The 19,371-nt window shown below is 47.6% G+C and carries 13 protein-coding genes; 6 read left to right on the top strand and 7 right to left on the bottom strand.

The genetic code is table 11. The features are described 5' to 3' along the window. Positions 1 to 39: 39 nt before the first annotated feature. Complete coding sequence (locus tag HJG54_RS30125; protein ID WP_316436801.1) at positions 40 to 351, bottom strand: Mo-dependent nitrogenase C-terminal domain-containing protein; 312 nt, start codon at positions 349 to 351, stop codon at positions 40 to 42. A 730-nt stretch (positions 352 to 1,081) separates the two neighbouring features. On the opposite strand from HJG54_RS30125, the gene HJG54_RS30120 reads away from it, so the two are divergent. Next, positions 1,082 to 1,342 carry a hypothetical protein gene (locus tag HJG54_RS30120; RefSeq protein ID WP_106406872.1) on the top strand — a complete coding sequence of 87 codons (261 nt, stop codon included), beginning with the start codon at positions 1,082 to 1,084 and terminating at the stop codon, positions 1,340 to 1,342. Positions 1,343 to 1,368: 26 nt separating this feature from the next. Here HJG54_RS30120 and HJG54_RS30115 read toward each other — a convergent pair whose 3' ends face one another. Together HJG54_RS30115 and hydA are read right to left on the bottom strand one after the other, a co-directional pair. Then, positions 1,369 to 2,802: an amidase gene (locus HJG54_RS30115; RefSeq protein ID WP_316436800.1), complete on the bottom strand. Its 1,434-nt coding sequence runs from the start codon at positions 2,800 to 2,802 to the stop codon at positions 1,369 to 1,371. Beyond that, positions 2,799 to 4,220: a dihydropyrimidinase gene (gene hydA / locus HJG54_RS30110; protein WP_316436799.1), complete on the bottom strand. Its 1,422-nt coding sequence runs from the start codon at positions 4,218 to 4,220 to the stop codon at positions 2,799 to 2,801. The genes HJG54_RS30115 and hydA overlap by 4 nt, the downstream gene beginning before the upstream one ends. A gap of 282 nt (positions 4,221 to 4,502) precedes the next feature. Between hydA and crcB (HJG54_RS30105) the strand changes: the two genes are divergently transcribed. Together crcB (HJG54_RS30105) and crcB (HJG54_RS30100) are read left to right on the top strand one after the other, a co-directional pair. Then, on the top strand, positions 4,503 to 4,958 hold the full coding sequence (crcB, locus tag HJG54_RS30105) for a fluoride efflux transporter CrcB (protein WP_316436798.1): 456 nt from the start codon (positions 4,503 to 4,505) through the stop codon (positions 4,956 to 4,958). A gap of 1 nt (position 4,959) precedes the next feature. Next, positions 4,960 to 5,415: a fluoride efflux transporter CrcB gene (crcB, locus tag HJG54_RS30100; RefSeq protein ID WP_316436797.1), complete on the top strand. Its 456-nt coding sequence runs from the start codon at positions 4,960 to 4,962 to the stop codon at positions 5,413 to 5,415. Between the two features lie 50 nt (positions 5,416 to 5,465). Here crcB (HJG54_RS30100) and HJG54_RS30095 read toward each other — a convergent pair whose 3' ends face one another. From HJG54_RS30095 to HJG54_RS30080, 4 genes are all read right to left on the bottom strand, one after another. Beyond that, positions 5,466 to 6,860 (bottom strand): hybrid sensor histidine kinase/response regulator, encoded by a 1,395-nt coding sequence (locus HJG54_RS30095; RefSeq protein WP_316436796.1) that lies wholly within the window; start codon positions 6,858 to 6,860, stop codon positions 5,466 to 5,468. Positions 6,861 to 6,937: 77 nt separating this feature from the next. Next, the gene (locus HJG54_RS30090; protein WP_316436795.1) at positions 6,938 to 9,622 is read right to left on the bottom strand and encodes a hybrid sensor histidine kinase/response regulator; all 2,685 of its coding nucleotides are present in this window, start codon (positions 9,620 to 9,622) and stop codon (positions 6,938 to 6,940) included. Positions 9,623 to 9,731: 109 nt separating this feature from the next. After that, complete coding sequence (gene alr, locus HJG54_RS30085) at positions 9,732 to 10,931, bottom strand: alanine racemase (RefSeq protein ID WP_316436793.1); 1,200 nt, start codon at positions 10,929 to 10,931, stop codon at positions 9,732 to 9,734. 6 nt (positions 10,932 to 10,937) lie between these two features. Beyond that, the gene (locus HJG54_RS30080) at positions 10,938 to 15,347 is read right to left on the bottom strand and encodes an amino acid adenylation domain-containing protein (RefSeq protein ID WP_316436792.1); all 4,410 of its coding nucleotides are present in this window, start codon (positions 15,345 to 15,347) and stop codon (positions 10,938 to 10,940) included. Between the two features lie 497 nt (positions 15,348 to 15,844). Between HJG54_RS30080 and HJG54_RS30075 the strand changes: the two genes are divergently transcribed. The 3 genes from HJG54_RS30075 to HJG54_RS30065 all read left to right on the top strand — a co-directional run bounded on the left by HJG54_RS30075 (position 15,845) and on the right by HJG54_RS30065 (position 19,369). After that, positions 15,845 to 16,771: a peptidoglycan recognition family protein gene (locus HJG54_RS30075; protein ID WP_316436790.1), complete on the top strand. Its 927-nt coding sequence runs from the start codon at positions 15,845 to 15,847 to the stop codon at positions 16,769 to 16,771. A gap of 99 nt (positions 16,772 to 16,870) precedes the next feature. After that, positions 16,871 to 17,065, top strand: a complete 195-nt coding sequence (locus HJG54_RS30070; protein ID WP_316436789.1) for a heavy-metal-associated domain-containing protein — start codon at positions 16,871 to 16,873, stop codon at positions 17,063 to 17,065. Between the two features lie 45 nt (positions 17,066 to 17,110). Continuing rightward, on the top strand, positions 17,111 to 19,369 hold the full coding sequence (locus HJG54_RS30065; RefSeq protein WP_316436788.1) for a heavy metal translocating P-type ATPase: 2,259 nt from the start codon (positions 17,111 to 17,113) through the stop codon (positions 19,367 to 19,369). Positions 19,370 to 19,371 lie beyond the last annotated feature (2 nt).

Genomic DNA, 19,371 nt, shown 5'->3' with positions numbered 1-19,371 from the left:
TGTAGATTTTTTATGAAGTCCTAGGCTGGATTATCAAGCTTAGCAACCCTCCTGCTTTCTATGTTCATCAAACTTCCCGCAAACATCGGCCAAATAGCAAAGCGCCCGAAATCGCAATCCTACAACTTCATCATAGAGGGGATTTAGTTTGCATAGGGGCGGAATTCGCATAATAGTACGGCCCCTGAATTGCAGACTGCGTTCAAATGGGCACTGGGCCGGAACGACTCGACAAATCAACTGAGCAATGTCAGCATTACCAATCTCCAGTTGGTTCAACCATTGGCGAAGCGGCTGCAATAAATCAAAGGCTTGACGGCTAGCTGGTGTAACACGGGTTGGTAAAAACATAGTGTTTCAAACTTCATACCTGAGTGGTTATATCAATAGGTTAGCTATAAACCAGGAGAATTGAAATGCGCAAATTATATAAATTTTAGTTATTAAACATAATTTTCTCTTAAGTGCTGGAGTTTGTGATTAGTCAATTGCGTATCGGCCTCAGACAATCGAGTGAATGACGCTAACCACAGCGGTAATCAACAATTGAGCACAATACTCAGTATGCTTATGTTTGTGAATGGTTTGATGTATGCTTTGCAATACTAGTTCTTCTCAGTCTCGGCAGGAAGCTAGGCTGCCCGCTCAAGGCGACTAACCCAACGGGTTCTACGTCAAACGCATTGCCACCGACCAAGCGTGAGGGGCGAGGGGTGAGGGGTGAGGGGCTTCGACGCGAGCGCACTGCCCCCATGGGGCCAGAAAAATCAGCCGAGCGGTGAGGGGTGAGCGCGGGACTTCCGTCTAGTAGTTAAAGCTCTGATAGGGCACAAATGAGAGTTCCGGCAGAACGAACGTCTAACCAGCCAGATTTGTATATCTCCTGCCTCCTACCTCCCAAATGTAAACTTCTAAAACAAATCTCCGCCAAAATGGTGAGGCTATTCCGAAAAACCGTATCATAAACTACAGAATGTTTAAGGCTTTGAGCGGTTGCAGTTGGGTTGTGACCGGTTGAGGTCTTGTTTTGTCGTTTGGTTTTAACTCCTCTTACCGTCGATTCGCTTTTTAGGAGCGTGTTATGCCCAATCCAGTTACCTATCCTGCCTGTCAGCTTCCGCGTCAGCCGCTGAGTAATCTGGCATGGGAAAGTTTTCGACAAACGGTTACTCCGTCTCAATTCCAGCCTTCTACCTGGGTGAAACTGCTCAACCCGCCTACGGCCTTTAGTTTTGATGAAGCTTGGCTGCTCTGCCAATATTCCACCGACGCATGGTTGGCCTGGGTACCCGATTATGGCGAAATTCTGCTGACTACGGATGAGTTTTGCAGCTTGTCCTGACTTTTGTTCTAATTTTTTGTTCCAATTTATCGATCCTTTAACTCAGGCCAGCGATGGCGAAAATTCAGCGCTGCTTGCAGGCAGTAGGCGGTTTGTAATAAGGCTGCTTCTCCACGAGGCTGGCCGATGATCTGTATTCCAATTGGTAGTCCTGAAGTCGTCCAACCGCAGGGAATCGAAATAGCAGGTAGACCAGTTAAAGAGATCGTGTAGGTGATAGTTAAGTAGTCAATAATATTCCGCAAGGCCACACCATTAATTGTGAGAATCTCGGTTTCGCTATGCAAATAAGGCGGAACGCTGGCGCTAACGGTGATTAGAACATCATGCTGCTGAAAAAACCGCAGAAAGTTGAGGTAAAGCCGATCTCGATCCGCCTCGGCTTGCAGTAGATCCGCTGCCGATAGGCCAATACCGCGCTCGATATTCCAGCATACGCTGTCCGACAGGAGGTTGCGGTAATTTTCGTAGTGGTGTTTCTGCTTGTGCAGTAATGTAGCGGCCCGCATGGTTTCAAAGGCAAACTGAGCGGTTGTGCAATCGGGATGGGTTTCCTGAATTTGGGGACAGAGTGAGCCAATCTGCTCCATGGCCTGCCGAAACACAGCCACCACCTCTGCATCCACCATTGCAACGCCTAAGTCAGGGCTGAACCCAATTCTCAGTGAACCTAGATGCTCCTCTACGGCTTCGGGCAACAAGGCAAATGACGGCATAGGCCAGTCTGAACTGCCGATCGAAACCGGATCGCGCCAATCTTCGCCTGCCATTACCGACAGCATCAACGCGGCATCTTCAACCGAGCGGACCAAAATGCCGTCAGTATCGAGATAGTCCCACAAAAGTGGTTTACGGCGGCGCGGAATTCGTCCTGCTGCGGGGCGTAGTCCCACGACCCCACAGAAACTAGCCGGAGTGCGGCAAGAGCCACCGATATCGGTCCCTTGGGCTAAATAGCCCATGCCGGTTGCCACGGCCACAGCGGCTCCCCCGCTTGAGCCACCCGAACTGCGCTCAGGATCGTAGGGGTTGGCGGTTGGCCCGTAGAGGAAATTGCTGCAATGGGCACCCATGCCAAACTCAGGCGTATTGGTTTTGCCGATCAAAATAGCCCCAGCCGCTCGCAGTCGGGCCACACACAGCTCGTCTTGCTGCGGTACGAAATCTTGATAGATCCGCGAACCGAAGCTGGTTCGGACTCCGGCAGTCGGCGTCAGGTCTTTGACGGTAAAGGGAACCCCATGCAGCACACCTACAGTTTCCCCGCGCTCCAGCATGGCATCAGCTTGTTTCGCGGCGAGTTCGGCTTGTTCTCGACAGGGCGTAATCACAGCCTTTAACTGGTGATTATGGCGCTCGATTTGCTGAAAACAAGCTGCAACCGCTTCGATAGACCGCACCTGCCGCTGTTGAATCTGTTGGGCCAATTCACAGGCCGAGTGTTGATAGAGCTGAGTCATGGCGTTAGTTTGGGACGCGCAAAGCTGGATAGACCACAGGGTAGAAATGCACCCCGACCCCGTGCCGCTAACACCTCTCCCTGTCGGTAAACTACTTCACCCCGCGATAAGGTAATTTCTGGATAGCCTTGGATGGTCATACCCTCGTAGGGCGTATAGTCTACATTGTGGTGCAGCATTGCATTATGAATTGTCACCTGTCGCTGAGGATCCCAAATCACCAGATCGGCATCAGCGCCGATTGCAATTGTGCCTTTGCGAGGGTACAGACCGTATAGTTTGGCTGGATTAGTGGACGTTAAGGATACAAACGTGTTTAAGTCAATTCGGCCTTTGTTTACACCTTCTGAAAACAAAAGCGGCAATCGCGTTTCGATTCCGGGAATACCGTTGGGAACTGCATGAAACGAACTGTGTGTACCACAGATTTGTTTACCCTTCGGGTCATCATAGCGGAACGGAGCGTGATCCGAAGAGAGCACATGAAAGACTCCATTGCACAACCCATCCCAAATCACCTGCTGGTTCGCTTTATCGCGAGGCGGCGGGCTGCAAATACACTTGGCTCCCTCAAAATTGGGCTGATCTAGATCCGCTTCGGTGAGAAACAGGTACTGAGGGCAAGTTTCGGCATAAATGCGTAGTCCCCGGTTCTGTGCCCACTGAATCTGCTCGACGGCTTCTGCTCCCGACACATGCACAATCAGAATCGGCACATCAACCAGTTCAGCCAGCGCAATCGCTCGATGGGTGGCTTCTCGTTCAACCACCATTGGTCGCGCTGTGGCATGATAGCGGGGAGCGGTTTTACCAAGGGCTTCTAGGCGCTGCACCATCCAGGCAATGCAGTCACTGTTTTCGGCATGCACCATGACAAAGGCTCCTTCTTGCCGCGCCACTGCCAGTACATCCAGGAGTTGCCGGTCGCTGAGTTTCAAATCGTCGTAGGTCATGTAGACTTTGAACGATGTGTAGCCGCTGCGAATTAGCTCCGGCAGTTCCTCATCCAGTACAGTAGGAGTAGGATCCGCCACAATCAGGTGAAAGGCATAATCAACTACCGCGTTGCCTGTTGCTCGCTGATGATAGTCTTCTACCGCAGCCTTGAGCGAGCCTCCCTTAAACTGGCAAGCAAACGGAATTACGGTGGTTGTACCTCCTGCCACAGCGGAACGGGTGCCGGTATAAAAGTCATCCGCCATCACCACTCCATCTGACATAGGCTGATCCATATGACAGTGGGCATCGACTCCACCCGGCAGCACCAATCGATCAGTTGCGTCAATTTCCTGTGGGGCTTGGGGTAAATTGGCAGCCAACGCTACAATCCGACCTGCCTTGATGCCCACATCACACTGCATCACATCTGCAGCCGTCACCACTGTGCCTTGACGTATTACTAGATCGAGTTCTGTCATTGGTGCTGGGTCTCTCTGCTTGGGTTGAGAATCTGTTTGAGAATCTAGGTTAGCTCAGATTCTGCCGCTAATAATTAAAACCTTTTGTATCAACAGCCTCATCTAAATCACAAACATCTGATCACAACCCACTTCTCCGGTTCCAATTGCTGACCCAATGATTGTGAATGATAAAGCTTGGCCCTTGATGAACAAATGATGAACAAACACGATGGACTCGGTATTGTTGGCAAACTAAAGTAGCAAAACGATAACCTTAACAATAACCTTCAGGAGCAATACATGGTTTTTAGTTCGCTTTTCTTAGCATTCAAAAGCTTAGGGCTGCTGATTCCGCTAGACCAAAATTTGACTGGAGCGATGGCAGTGAGTTTAGGAGCAATTCCCGGTGCATTGAGTCGCTACTATCTCACGGTTGTGTTTAGCCAATGGCTTGGGGTCAGCTTTCCCTATGGCACCTTTTTCATTAATCTCTCTGGCTCACTCCTCATGGGCTTTTTTGCCATGCTTGCAGTTGAGCAGGTCATCTCCTCACAGGAATGGCAACTCTTAATTACAACAGGCTTTCTCGGCTCCTACACAACCTTTTCCACTTATGCCCTGGATGCATCTATTCTGCTACGAGGACGAGATCGAATCAAAGTGCTCTTTTACTGGTTGGGCAGTTCAATTCTAGGCGGCGTTTGTCTCGAAATCGGGATTTTAATCGCAAAACTATTCCATCCTGGAGGACAGTGAGATGCGTTGGTTCGATATGCGTTGGTTTGACAAGGCCAGACAGATGTTGCAGTCGATCTTACGTTCTTCCAATCTCCGAGTTCCAATTGCCATCAGCTTAGGTGCGATTGCAGGAGCCTTGAGCCGCTATTTTCTCTCAGCAACTATGAACCAATGGCTGGGCACGGTCTTTCCGTTTGCTACGTTTTTGATAAATCTTTCCGGAGCGTTGCTCATGGGATTTTTCACCAATTTTGCTGTCAATCGCCGCATCATTTCACCCGATGTACGCTTGATTGTAGCAGTTGGTTTTTTAGGATCCTATACAACGTTCTCTACTTACACTCTGGATCTAGAAAAGCTGCTTGCAATCGGCAACTGGCAGCTTACAGCACTATATTGGATCGGGAGCACCTTACTGGGCTTAGTATGCTTGGAACTAGGCGGTTATATTGCACGCAGGTTGCCCTTTGGTTGAGAGACTGGTCAGGAGATGATCGCTGGTGTGCTGGTGTAGAACAAATTCCTCTAAGCTGATTGCGGTATTGATTGTTGAATCGGAATTTCCAGGATAAATTCTGTTCCCTGTCCTGCTGTCGAAGCACAGTTCAACTTGCCGCCATGTTTTTCCACCACAATCTGATGACTGATTGACAATCCCAAACCTGTGCCTTTCCCAATGGCTTTAGTTGTAAAGAATGGTAAGAAGATTTTGTCGCAAATGTCTTCAGGAATTCCAGGCCCATTATCTTTAATTGAAATGATGGCCCAATCGCTATTTGATTGCCAGGTGCGAATTTGAATCATCCCAGGATTTGCATCGATGTCTTCGAAAGAGCGGGAGCGATTGAACTCCTCCAGCGCATCAATTGAGTTTGCTATTAAATTCATAAAGACTTGATTAAGTTGACTAGCATAGCATTCGATTTCAGGCAATTTACCGTAGTCCTTAATCACCTGAATCGTGGATCGATTGGCCTTCGAGTTCAAGCGATTCTGCAAAATCAACAATGTGCTGTCAAGCCCTTCGTGAATATTAACGGCTTTCATTTCAGATTCATCGAGTCGAGAGAAGCATCGCAGAGAAGTTACGATTTGGCGAATGCGTTCAACTCCTAGCTTCATTGAGTTCAGCAGTTTAGGTAAATCCTGCTTTAAAAACTCCAGGTCGATAACCTCAATTTGTTCTGCAATCTCTGAGGTCGGAGGAGAAGAAAGCTGGTAAAGGTTGACCAAATGCAATAAAGCTTGGGTATATTCGGCCGCTGGTGTGAGGTTACCGTAAATAAAATTAATTGGATTATTGATTTCGTGAGCCACTCCCGCCACCAGTTGCCCCAGTGCAGACATTCGTTCACTGTGGATCAACTGAAGCTGGGTTTGCTGTAGTTCCTCTAACGCAGATGAGAGCGCTTTGGTTCGTTCTTCTACTTGCTGTTCCAACTGCTGATTTAGCTCCAGCAGAGCAGCTTCTGCCTGTTCTCGCCGCTCAATTTCCTGCTTCAACAATTGGTTTTGAGATTCCATTCTTTTGGCAAAGTCACGTAGCTGCAGATGCACTCTAATCCGCGCCAGTACTTCTTCTTGGTGAAATGGCTTTGTAATGTAGTCAACGGCTCCAAACGATAATCCCTTCACTTTATTTTCGGTATCGGTCAGGGCAGTCATGAAAATTACTGGAATGTTCCAAGTTAATGGATTTTGTTTCAATCGACGACAGGTTTCATATCCGTCAATTCCAGGCATCATAATGTCTAGCAGGATGAGCTCAGGGTGATAATATTGGAGTTGCTCTAGTGCACTCTCCCCATCAACCGCTACTGCAACTTGAAGCCCAGCACTGAGTAAAGTCTCGGACAGTACTTCTAGGTTTGTGGGATTATCATCCACAATCAAAATAGCTTGGGATTCTAAATTAAACATCGTTGTTTTATGAAACATTAGACACTTTGAGCAGTAGGTCAACCGAAACAGAGCAATACCTGCTAAATAAAAACAATCTAGTTCGTTGATAAATAATGTTCTACAAAAGTGCGAATTTGCCTCAACTGAAATTCTCTGGCAAATTGGCGAAGCTGTTGAGTAAACGGTATGAATTTGCGGTCAAAGTTTTCTAGCCTTTCTACCTCCTTGAGCAGGTCTTTGATCAAACCTTTGCGACTTAAATCATGCAGTAAAACCAAGTCCTCAAGGGGCGGTGGAATAATTTGAGCCGATTTGCTCTCAAGTTCGGTTGTTTGTTGCGTCTCTACTACATCACTTTGTTCTGCATATACCCAAGTCAATTTAAGATGCTTTGCTAAAGCCTCCAACAAACTGTCTATTTGCACTGGTTTCGGTAGAAATTCATTGGCTCCAGCATCTAAACTTTTATACTTATCTGATTCAAAAACGCTGGCCGAGGAAACAATCACAGGGATATGAGCCAACTCAGGTAGCTGGCGGATCTGCTTCAGCATCTCGTAGCCATCCATGACCGGCATCGTCAAGTCGGTGATGATTAGATTCGGCCGTAGTTCACTTGCCTTTTGCAGTCCTTCCTGACCATTGAAAGCTTCAAACACTTCAAATCCAATTGGTTTCAACAAGCTAACAATAACAGAACGATTTTCCCACAGATCATCAACAATCAGAATTTTAGGTTGTTGATCTTGAATTCCTACAATCACACCCTGGTTGGAAATTCTGGAGGATTTAGCCCATTCTTTTGCTTCGAGTAGTTCTACATCAAACCAAAAGATACTACCTTGACCAAGCTGACTTTGAACATTCAATGTACTATTCATTAGCTGAACAATCTTTTGACTGATTGCCAATCCCAGCCCGGTTCCTTCAGCCTGTTTCTTGGCATCTCCAGTCTGCTCAAACGGCAGAAAGATTCTATCCAATTGATCTGAAGCAATACCTACACCTGTATCCTCTACTTGAAATCGAATTTTGTAGATAGAAGGACAATCTTTATTACCCTCAAGTTTTTGACACTTGACTAGAAATGTAACACTGCCTGTATCAGTAAACTTGACCGCATTCCCCAACAAATTGATCAGGACCTGCCGTAATCTTTTTTCATCGGCTCTAATTCCGCCTGGCAAATGGAGGTCAGGTTGGTAAATCAAGTTCAATCCCTTTTGTTCAGCTTTGATGCGGCAAATTTCCGCCACATTTTGGAGGAAGGCAGGAAGATGGAAATCAATGGGCTGTAATTCCAGTTTTTGAGCCTCAATCTTGGAAAGATCCAACACATCGTTGATCAACGTCAATAGATGCTGACCACATTGCCTGATAATCTCAATACCTTGTTTTTCCCGTTTTGCCAAGCTTTGTGAGCGTTGCAGGATCTGAGCATAACCCAAGATTCCATTCAGCGGAGTACGAAGTTCGTGGCTCATATTGGCCAAAAATTCGCTTTTTGCCCGGTTGGCGGCATCGGCTAATTCTTTTGCCTGTTTGAGTTCAGCCGTCCGCTCTTCAACTCGTAGTTCTAATTCTTCAAACGATGCTTTTAACTGCGATGCCATTTGATGGAACGAGTGTTCCAAAACTTCGAGCTCGTCCGCAGGCTGCTGGTCAAACAGTTGCTGCTGATTATTATCAGAAGCTATTGTCTCATCTTGAGTAAAACGAGACGCTTTTTGAGCATTATCAGCAGCCAAGCGTTTGCACTCTTCCAAAATTGGTTTTAGACGCCGATTGAGCTGTCGAACAAACAGGGTGACTACCAGTGCCAAAACTGCACCTGCTCCTAATGCTCCCCCGACGGTAATCGCCAAAACCGGCCTCAACACAACTGATTGGGGTACCGCCGCCAACATCAGCCAGTTGGTTCCCTCAATGCGCTGATAGGCCCAGTATTTACCGGGTGTAAAAATCATTCCAGATTGATGTTTGCCGATTTGTTGCCAAACATCTTTCAACTGGGGGATATCCCAATAGGTGGCTAGGGCTTTAGCTTTATCTGGATTGGGGGGATAGGCCAACAAATTACCTTGCTCACTTAGTATGACAAAATACCCTCCCCCCCAAGTGACAGGGGCCTTGACCTCCTCCCCAATTGCGGTAACGTTGACATCTAGGCCAGCAACGCCGAGGGCTTCACGCCGGTCATTAAAAATTGGGCCTGTGTAGGTCGTCATAGTAATGCCGTGCCATTGATAAGGCTCAAGCCAGACGTTTTTTCCACCCGCTAAAACTTTTGTGTAATACTCTTGGTTGTAATATTCATCTTCTTGGGCTAGCTCTGCATAACGAATACCTTCATGTGGAGGAGGCAATCTTGTTCCTATCTGACCGGGCGTATTTTTATCTAAATAGAAGTAGGGCCAATACCATTGTCTCTCTGTCACGACCTTGAATGGGGTTTGTCCAAAGCCGAACCCGGTCGTTAAGGGAGAACCCTGTTGCAGCAGATCAAAAACTAACGCTTTGTAAATCTGCGGCTCACTAATTTTTTGTTGGCTTAATGTTTTAACGGTTGCCGATAGGTTGTTTAATGACTGCTCGACTCTAGAAAGTTCTGCTTCAATGGATTCAACTTGCGTACTTAAATTACCTTGAATTTCGTTCTTTGCGCGGCTTTCGAGCGCCTGATAAAAGAAATAAGACATACTGCCTAGCCCTACTAGAGCGCCGCTCAGTACATAGAAAAATAACCTTGAGCCAATTGAATGACGGATAGAGTTTTTCATCAGTGATTTCACCGCTTCCAAGAGGGCATTAAATTTAAACTGGCTTTGAATTTCCTGGGTATTACTGAATCTTTGTGCTTAAGAGTTCCCATAATTGCCCAACTATCAACTATACCGATGTCAGATTGTGAGATGTTCTCAAGCGCAGCGGATTGCTAACAGGTACACGCGGTAGGCGATGCTTAAAACCGCATAGTACTTCCCAAGCGATAGTATCTAGCATGGTTGCCCAATTATCGACAGAAATTTGCTCTGCTCCATCCTGTCCTATCAAGGTAACAACCTCACCCTCTCGCAGATCAGGAATTTTACTGACATCCAACATCAGCTGATCCATAGTGATTGCCCCAATCTGAGGAATTCGCTGTCCTCGCACTAAGACCATCATCCGATTGGAGAGACTACGTGGTACACCATCGGCATAGCCAATCCCAACCACCGCCAAACGAGTTTCTCGATTAGCTATATACTGGTGGCCATAGCTGACGCCTGTACCTGGTTGAATCGTTTTCACCTGCGTGACCCGTGCTTTAACTTGAAGCACAGGTTTGAGATTGACTTTACCTTGCAAATGGGAAGCAGGATATAGACCGTAGATAGCCAGCCCCACTCTCACCAAATCATAATGCATAGCTGGATCAGACAGAGTGGCAGCAGAGTTGGCTAAATGCAGTTTGGGTAGGGCAATCTTAAGCTTTTGTAACTGAGTAATGACTTCTTGGTAGCGAGCCTGTTGCAGATACATGGTGCTGGAATTCGGGGAGTCTGCGGTCGCTAAGTGCGAGTAGATGCTGGCAAGCTGTAAGCGGGGTAAGCAATTGATCAGCTGCACGAGTTCTACAGCCTGCTGCCAGGGGGTACCCAACCGTGACATGCCCGTATCAAGATTGAGATGAACCGGCAGGCTTTGACCTATCGTTTCCAAGGCTTTAGAAAACATCAGGGCCTGCTGAGGAGTGCACAAAGTTGGCTGTAACTGCCAACGGGCAATGGCTCGAACTTGTGCAGGAGTGTTTGTTGCCCCTAGCAACAGAATCGGTGCTTGAATTCCGGCCTCTCGCAACTCGACCCCCTCAGAAAGGGTCGCGACTCCCAACCAAGTTGCTCCATAGTGCAAGGCTGTCTGAGCAACCGTCACCGCTCCATGTCCATAGGCATCTGCCTTGATGATTGCCATCAACTCGGTCGTCGGTGACAACAGGCGTTTGAGTTGCTGGACATTATCAGCCAATGCTTCTAGATCAACTTCGACCCATGCTCGTTCACATTGCAGTGATGCTAAACTTGGGTTCAACGTCCAATTCAGCATTGCAACTTACTCCTGATCATAAATCGTAGGGAACCGAGAGTAATCGAGCGAATGGTTTGACTGGCCTGAATTCGCATTGCTAGGACCTTTGTAACAGCTGCCTTGGACGGATTGATTTACCTGTTGAGAAGCAACTGTATCAAGTGAAGGTGGCAAGAAACCCGCACGTTGGAAGTAGGAAAAGTAGATGTTCATTAACTTGGCATCAACCGTAGGACAAACAATAGAGGTTTGAGCAAGTCCTTCCACCATGTTTTGGCAGTCAAACGAGCGAGCCGTCAGTAGAAATGCTTCTAAGTAGGTTAGTTGACTTTTGGAATTTCGTTCAGTTAGGAGTGACAACATCGGACTTAAAACATTTTCTTCGGAACAATCTAGCTTGAGCAGTCTAGCCTGCCACTCGTAGTTGGATAACAGCTCCATTTCGTAACCGCAGCCACGGATTTGGCGAATTAGTTGCGACCATGGTAAGGATTGGGAATTGACAATGTGAAATGTCTTAGAAACTGATTCAGATTGACTAGACAGATGAACGATTGCTTGACTGGCAAAATCAACAGGAATCAAATTTAGCCAATGTTCAAAATTCGGTGCGGCCTTGAGTTGAATCATGCCTTTAATCAATCTGCACATCAAATCATTAATCTGAGCCGCACCTGTTTGGCTATGCCCAGTTAACATTCCAGGTCTGTAAATAGAAACGGGTAAACCTCTCAGTTGCGCCGCTCTAACGAGATGCTCAGCAACCCATTTAGTTTGGGCGTAACCGACATTGAGATCTTGTCCGTGTTCTAGAGGCTGATCTTCTCTGATCCTATCCATCTCAAAGTAAGCGGGGGATTGAAATACATCAAGCGTTGAGATGAAATGGACAGGAATCGCTTGGCTCTGGCTGGCCAGTCGCAATACCTCTTGGGTTCCTAAGACGTTGGCAGCCCGTAGTGCGGTGTAAGGATAAATCAGATTGACGAATGCACCAGCATGATAAATTCGATCTAGCTGATTCGATAACGCTTGGAACATCTCTTGTGCTAATCCTAGGCAAGGCTGCGACAAGTCGCCCAAGACCGGAATCACTCTAGGGTTTAGCTCACCACTGCTCAACATATAGCGAGCCAAATTGTTCTGAAGTCTTTGCTGTCCTTCTGCGAGATGAGAGGCTCGCACCAAGCAGTAGATGTCTGCCTGTGTTTGTTGTAGAAGTTCGTGCAGCAGAAATGCTCCCAGAAAGCCAGTTGCGCCGGTTAAGAAAATCCGCTTTGGCTCTCGATTGAACGGCACCAATCGAGCCTTGGGCTGAATGGCCGCATCTAAAATTATATCGGCATCTAAATCAATCCTTATTTCTTCCTGTGCTGCTGTACTCGCATCCAGATTTTGGATTAGGCGAATGCCTTTGATCAAACCCATGATTGTAGGTTCTCGCAGGAGGTAGAACAGAGGTAGCTCAATTTGAATAATTTGTTCGATTCGAGCGATCAACTGAGCCGCTAATAGAGAATGTCCCCCCAGTTCAAAGAAATTATCATAAATTCCAATTTGGTCAATACCCAGGATTTGAGACCAGATTTCGGCCAGTTGTCTTTCCAACACAGTCGCAGGCGAAACATAGGGTTCAGCTAAAGCGGGCCGTTCTTTCTTCGGTTCTGGCAGAGAGCGGCGATCAATCTTTCCGTTGGGGGTCAGGGGCAAATTCTCCATGACTACGAACGTAGAAGGAACCATATAGTCTGGCAGTTTAGCCTTTAGAAACGCTCGCAATTGAGTCACGAAATTATGTTGATTGCCCTGTAGAGGATTGTTTGCGTATGCATTCCAAGGTTTTGGCTTCACGGGTGCAGGCAGAAGATCGAGCAAGGGCCTTTGAGCCTCTATGGCGTTGCGATGTTGTAAAACGACATCGTAAGTGCTGTTGTTTGAATCAAACCAGCCAATCTGGACATCATAAGGTAGGGACTGACTTAAGCTCCAGAAGTCTTCAGGATCCACTCCCCAAGCTTGGTCTACAGTTTGCAGTAGTGAGATCAATTCTGCTACTGTTCTAGGCCGTTTAACGTCCGCTAATGCCTCTATTATTTGCAGAGCAGAGATAATTCGTTGATTAGGAACACGAGTGATTTTGAGTAAATTGAAGTGGTTATTTTGAAGAAGATCTTTGATAGACTCCAATGTTAACTGATCCTTCTGCCAATCTAGGTTTTGAGATTCAACTGCAGGCCGAATTTCGGAATCGATGTGAAGAACCACATCATAACGGAACTTGGTCATCTCATTGGCGTAATGTCCTCGCTTCAACTGAATTTGAACATGATTAATTTGCGGTAGATGCTGTTTAAGATCTACGAAGAACGCCGGATCGATCACCAATTCTTTATCTTGAGAAATTTGTTTGCGGATGCGCTGCTCTAATTCGGTTGTGCTCAAAGTAGGAGAGGCTTGACAAAGCTGAACCGAGGCATGAAACGCTTCTAGCAAGGGTAAGCTTCGAACATCACCAACAAAAATGCGGCCTTTTGGCTGAACAATGTTTGTTGCTGCTTCTAAAACACGCACCAAGTACTGAATATTTGGAAAATACTGAACTACAGAATTGAGAATAACGGTATCAAATTCTCCTATCTCTGAGTCTGAAACGACATCCGCAGCTCTTTGACACAGACTCACATGAGATAAGCGATCCTGACTCATCGCAATTTGCCGCTCAAGATACTGAATTGCTGTTGTGGAAATATCTGTGCCTTTGTAGTAAGAACAGTGAGGTGCAATTTGAAATAATAACAGCCCCAGCCCACAGCCAATTTCCAATACTTTATTGGGCTTTAGATCTAGGATTCGAGCAACCGTGTTGCTAATCCATTCATGCATTTCCGCTTCAGATAAGGGTAGCCCTGTATAGCTATTGTTCCAACCGATGGTGTTGCGGGTCCAATCCTGAGTCGTAGATGATCGGCTGTAGATGGTATTCCACAGAGTTTGCCACTGTTGAATCTGTTGGTTGCTCAGTTCAGACAAAGGTTGTGTTGCCTCGATATCATTCTCCTGAGGAACTACGTAGGCAATCAACCGCTTGCTTCCTGATCCATCTTCTCTGGCAATCACCGTGGCCTCTCTGACAAGGGGATTTTGACTGAGAGCCGCTTCAATATCTCCCAACTCGACCCGAAAACCACGAATCTTGACTTGATGATCAATCCGACCAATAAACTCAATGTTGCCATCAGGGCGATAGCGAGCTAGATCCCCAGTTTTGTAGAGACGTGCCCCTGGCTCAGAACTAAACGGGTCAGTAATAAATCTTTCATGATTTAAATCAGGGCGATTCAGATAACCTCGTGCTACTCCATCTCCACCAATGTAAACCTCTCCTGGCGCACCAATTGGCACCAGTTTGAGAGGGTCATCTTTGCGGCGAGCAGGGCTTTCTAGTAAGTAGATCTGAGTATTGGCGATTGGCCGACCGAGTGGAATGGAATCAGCACCTGGTTCCACTGGATGAATCATCGACCAAACTGTTGTTTCTGTTGGTCCGTACATATGCCACAGAGAACCACCTTTGGCCAGCAGTTGATTCGCTAATGAGCGCGGCAGAGCTTCTCCGCCGCATAGCATCTTGAGGCGGTTATTGCCTTGCCAACCTGCTGCCAAGACCAGTTGCCAAGTGGCCGGTGTTGCTTGCACAAAAGTGATATCCGGCTCAGACAAAAGTTCAGCCAGTTGGGCAGCATCGGATGACACGTTCTGAGGAATTAGGCGAATTCGAGCACCTGTTACTAACGGCAGATAGAGATCGGGAACCGCCATGTCAAAGGAGATGGTGGTGATCGCCAGCAGCGTATCTTCGTGTGTTAATCCTGGTTCACGCTGCATTGAATGCAATAGATTGACCACAGAACGGTGAGTGATTTGCACACCTTTGGGCTTACCGGTGGAACCTGATGTGTAGATGGTGTAGGCCAGGTTGTCGGGGGCCACGCCACTGGTAAGATTTTCTTTACTGAACTGGCTGATGATGGGCCAATCTGTGTCGATGCAAACAACTTGAACTTTTTCAAGCGTCGGCAATTGGCTGAGAAGTTGCTTCTGAGTGATAAGAACAGGAAGCTGAGAATCTTCCAGCATGAATTCTAAGCGGTCTTGGGGATAGTTAGGGTCAAGCGGGATGTATGCCCCGCCTGCTTTAAGAATCCCTAAGAGACCGATGAACATAGTCAATGATCGTTCAACACAGATTCCAACTAACGTCTCAGGCTGAACGCCTAGCTCTTTGAGGTAGTGGGCTAGTTGATTGGCTTTCTCATTCAGTTCCCTATAAGTCAGCTGATCCTGTTGAAAAATTACTGCTGTTGCATTAGGAGATTTTTCTACCTGACGTTCGATTAACTGAGGAATTGAGTGATCTTGAAAACCTGTGACCATGATGTTCTCCATGCTGTCTGAGAAGCGACACGAAATAGGCACACATCTATGTAATACATAAGTTCAGCGTGCCCGTTTGTGCATCATAGAAAACATGATTTTTCAATTTTTAAGTAGCTTTACATAAGAGTCTGATTTTGTTAGTTTGATGTAAGGTGATTATGCTTAAGATTCTGTTTTTTGGGTCTAACTTGGGATAAGTTAATTAAAGTTGTATTTAATACATTAAATTGAGATTCAATTAGCTTAATTAAACAATTCACTATTTCTAGGCTGACCTACAGGCCCTATCTTGAGTGCAAACTCATTTTCTAAACGCCTCAGAGCACACAGCCATTTTGCAGCAGGCCAGATGCTTATACTCTGAATTTAATTGGGTGAATCGCTGCGTCGAGTGGCAATGGCCTGCAAAAGCTAAAAACAAAAGCTAAAAACAAAGGTTAAAAACAAAGGTTAAAAACACTGTTATAATCACTCGCAGTTTGGCGTGAGTGAGCATGAAACTAAAGTTCTCATCGATTGTCATTTTTTTATCGGTTTGCTTTGTCGTTCTGGCTGCAACCATCCAGCCTGGACGCCCTGAGCTATCCAGAACTGAAAATCTGCTGCCTCCTGCACTATCTGCACCGACTGCACCGAATTCTGCCGGTTTGGGGATTCCGCTGGGCTGTGCGATTCAGCCAGAACGCAATCCTGTCAAGCCACCGGTATCTCCTGCCAGACCCGTCCAGGTGCCGCTGTCGCGCTTTCGTCAAATCAACCCAGCCACGCCAATCGCCGCAGGGCCACGCCCAGTCAATCGCCCAGCCTATACGCCGAGAGAAGAAGTGGCCTTGGCCGATCTCACCAATTTTGGCGATCGCTACATCAAAGATTTGAATGGCCGCTTAGCCGACCACGCGCCAATTATTGTTTTGCATGAAACCGTGGGATCTGCCCGCAGCGCAATCAATTACTTTCAGACGCCTCATCCCCGCGATGAAGATCAGGTAAGTTATCACACGCTGATTGGCTTGGATGGGACCGTTTACTATCTTGTACCACCCGACAAACGTGCCTTTGGAGCAGGCAACTCGGTATTTATTGGGGCCAACGGTGCAGAAAGTGTCCAGACCAATCCAGATTTTCCTGCTTCAGTCAATAATTTCGCCTACCACATTTCGCTGGAAACCCCAGCCGACGGTGACAACAACAACAGCAGCCACAGCGGCTACACGAATGCCCAATATCAGTCGCTGGCTTGGCTAGTGGCAAAAACCGGCGTGCCCAATGATAGAATCACCTTTCACAAAACCGTAGACCGATCAGGCAGCCGTCAGGATCCGCGTAGCTTCAATGCTCAGGCTTTTCTGGCTCTACTCGATACCTATCCCAGAACCAACGAGATTGTGATTGGGTGTTCCATTGCACTTTCCACCCCCTGACCTCACAGTTCATTGCTGTACTTGACTCTCCAGTAAGCTGGAGAGCCTAAGATGAAATCAGTTGAACTGAGGACAGTCGATTTGGACTGGAATTGAACGATGACGCTTGAATTTACCGTTCCCAATATGGCCTGTTCCGCCTGTGCTGAAACCATTACCAAAGCTGTGATGGCACTTGATCCAGCCGCTAAAATTGCCGCCGACCCTCAAACCAAGCAAGTGAAAATTGAAACAGGCGTTGAGGCTACGGCAGTCAAGAACGCTATTACAGATGCAGGCTATACCGTAGCCTGACCTGAACAAATCAAATCCAATTGACATGTTGAGTTGGATAAACCAATGGACACAGCTACTCTAAAACTACGAGGCATGAGCTGTGCGGCTTGTGCCAGCAATATTGAACGAGCGATCCAGTCGGTTCCCGGCGTGCAAGAATGCAGTGTTAACTTTGGAGCCGAACAAGCAACTGTTACCTACAATTCACAGCAAACCGACATCAGCACTATTCAAACTGCCATCCACCAAGCGGGATATACTGCTCATCCCATCCAGTCCCAAGACCTGTTTAATCCTGAAGATGATGCAGAACGCCGCCAGCGGCAAACCGAACAGCGTGAATTGACACTCAAGGTTTGGGTTAGTGGTATCATCAGCATCATTCTCGTGATTGGTTCACTGCCGATGATGCTTGGATTGCCGCTACCATTCATTCCAATGTGGCTGCATCACCCCTGGCTGCAATGGTTGTTGACGACTCCAGTGTTGTTCTGGTGCGGTAACCGCTTTTTTATCAACGCCTGGAAAGCCTTCAAACGGCGGACCGCTACAATGGATACCTTGGTAGCGCTGGGTACTGGTACAGCCTATGTTTATTCACTGTTTCCCACTCTGCTTCCAGATTGGTTCACACAGCAAGGTTTAAGTCCTGATGTTTACTACGAAGCTGCTGCTGTAATCATTGCCCTGATTCTGCTGGGTCGCCTGCTGGAAAATCGGGCCAAGGGGCAAACGTCTGAGGCAATTCGGCGACTGATTGGGCTACAAGCTAAAACTGCACGGGTAATCCGGAACGGTCAGGAAGTGGATGTGCCGTTGGCGGATGTGATGCTGGGAGATGTAGTACTGGTACGTCCGGGTGAAAAGCTTCCGGTGGATGGCGAGATCATCGCTGGTTCCTCCACAATTGATGAGTCGATGGTGACTGGAGAGAGTGTGCCAGTCCAGAAAGCAATTGGCGATGAAGTGATTGGAGCAACCCTGAATAAAACCGGCAGTTTCCAATTCAGAGCAACTCGCGTCGGGAAAGATACGTTTTTGGCTCAGATGGTCCAACTGGTGCAGCAAGCTCAGGGTTCGAAAGCGCCGATTCAGCGCTTGGCAGATCAGGTCACGGGCTGGTTTGTGCCGGTAGTGATTGCAATTGCAATTGCTACGTTTGTGCTGTGGTACAACCTGATGGGCAACGTGACGATGGCACTAATCACGACGGTTGGAGTTTTGATTATTGCCTGTCCTTGTGCTCTGGGTTTAGCCACTCCTACCTCAATTATGGTGGGTACAGGAAAAGGCGCAGTGAATGGAATTTTGATTAAAAATGCCGAGAGCTTAGAACAGGCTCACAAGCTGCATACGATTGTACTGGACAAAACAGGAACCATTACTCAGGGTAAACCCACAGTTACAGATTTTGTCACAGTCAAAGGAACGGCGAATCACAATGAGATCAATCTGTTGCGTCTGGTGGCAGCGGTGGAACGCTACTCTGAACATCCTCTTGCTGAAGCCGTAGTACAGTATGCCCAAACCCAAGGTGCAGAACTGATCGAAGCGACTGATTTTCAAGCCATCGCGGGCAGTGGCGTGCAGGGCTATACGGCGGATCGATTGGTTCAGATCGGCACTCAACGTTGGATGACTGAGTTGGGCATCCAGACAACCGCTCTTCAACCCCCCTGGGAGCGCTTGGAATACTTGGGTAAGACGGTGATCTGGATTGCGGTAGATGGGCAAGTTGAAGCGATCATGGGCATCTCTGATGCAGTAAAACCGGCTTCAGTTGAAGCAATTCGTGTGCTACGGCGGATGGGCTTAGAAGTCGTGATGCTGACGGGTGATAATCAGCGCACTGCTGCCACCATTGCCAAAGAAGTTGGGATTCAGCGCGTGCTAGCAGAAGTCCGTCCCGATCAAAAAGCGGCCCAGATCGCCCAGCTGCAAGCTGAAGGTAAGCGAGTTGCCATGGTGGGGGATGGCATCAACGATGCACCTGCACTGGCTCAGGCTGATGTCGGCATGGCGATTGGTACCGGAACCGATGTAGCGATTGCCGCTAGCGATATTACCCTAATCTCTGGCGATTTGCGCGGTATCGTGACGGCAATTCAGCTCTCGCGAGCCACGATGCGTAACATTCGGCAAAATCTTTTCTTCGCCTTTATTTACAACGTGGCAGGGATTCCAATTGCGGCGGGTGTGCTCTATCCGGTGTTGGGGTGGCTGCTGAGTCCGATGATTGCAGGAGCGGCGATGGCGTTTAGCTCCGTTTCGGTGGTCACCAATGCCCTGCGCCTGCGCCACTTCAAACCAACGTTGAGTTAGGA

It is taken from the genome of Leptolyngbya sp. NK1-12 (assembly GCF_032598965.1).
In the GTDB taxonomy this organism is placed as follows: domain Bacteria; phylum Cyanobacteriota; class Cyanobacteriia; order Elainellales; family Elainellaceae; genus Elainella.
This window is presented reverse-complemented; position numbering and strand designations above follow the sequence as displayed.